1 protein-coding gene is annotated in these 1146 nt (G+C 33.4%); it reads right to left on the bottom strand.

Going from position 1 to position 1146, the window contains the following annotated elements:
• Positions 1 to 660: 660 nt before the first annotated feature.
• Positions 661 to 1101, bottom strand: coding sequence for a hypothetical protein (locus tag PVV68_RS10460; protein WP_273783046.1), 441 nt, complete (start codon positions 1099 to 1101; stop codon positions 661 to 663).
• Positions 1102 to 1146 lie beyond the last annotated feature (45 nt).

Here is a 1146-nt window from a genome sequence, read left to right as displayed (position 1 = left end):
TTGCCTTTTTACACAGATTGTTTAATATAGAGATATTCGTCCACTCTTGGATAATGGAATAACAGAAAGCGTGTAAAAAAGCCGTGTCGATTAATTTTGACGCGGTTTTTTTATTGTCTATCATTTGATTAGAGCATTCAAAAGCAAGGTTATGATAAGGTGATATAAAAAAACCTTGCCACCTAAAAAAGATGGACAAGGTTTTCAGTTTCTTAAATCGATTCCTATATTAGCATAGCCTGTTTTAAGATGCAAATAGAATTAAAATACATTTGCCTTTATCCACAATATGTAGTATTTTATTTGACGCTAGTATGCATTGCAAAACAACAAAATGAAAGCCGTGTCAAAATCAATTGGCACGGCTTTTTTTTGATACTTAAGATAATAAATGTTTTTAATCTAGAGAACGGTTAAAAAACAACGCTAGAATAACGTTGCGAATTAAGTATAGCATGATCTGTTTTATGATGCAATTTGATAAAAACGCCATTGCGTTTATACACAAAATATGTAATTCATTAATCGTTTTCATAATGAATTGTCCTTGTCAATAATGGTTTTTAATAAAAGAAGCCGTGTTTTAAATGACGCGGCTTTCTTTTAATTCTATCTTTTAGACGCCACAGCCGCTTTAATCAATTCCTCTACAGTCTTTATCTATCTACAAAAGGATATTAAACCTGTAGAAATCTCTTTTCTTCCTGTAACCCATGCCCCCAAAATAAGTTGCGTATCTCCAAAAACACGCGCCCTGCCACCAATAATTGCCTTTCCATAAGCACGTACATTACCGTAAACCTTCGCAAACCCATTAACACACGCCTCATCACAAATTATTGCATTTTCAAAAACCTTCGCATACCCCCAAACCATAGCAGCATTATAAACCTTGGCATCATCACCAACCCAGCAATTGCCATCATGTGATAAGTTGTATTCACTTTCAATAAAGCCCCCTAAATCTCCTTTTTTAACACTTCCAAAACTTCTTAAAGCTTTAATGCGATAAAGTGTTCTAACTCTACCATAGAGATGGTCTTTAACTTCTTTTATTTCATCAGTAAGTTCATATTTTTTAGATACAGTTGTATTGGTCATAGGTCGCTCCCTAATCTAATATTCGTTAATTTTTTAAATGAGATG

Source organism: Bartonella sp. ML69XJBT (assembly GCF_028618515.1).
GTDB lineage: Bacteria > Pseudomonadota > Alphaproteobacteria > Rhizobiales > Rhizobiaceae > Bartonella.
This window is presented reverse-complemented; position numbering and strand designations above follow the sequence as displayed.

What these genes read in the sequence shown, in the direction of transcription:
- PVV68_RS10460 (WP_273783046.1), bottom strand. Translation starts at nt 1,101, where the DNA reads ATGACCAATACAACTGTATCTAAAAAATATGAACTTACTGATGAAATA.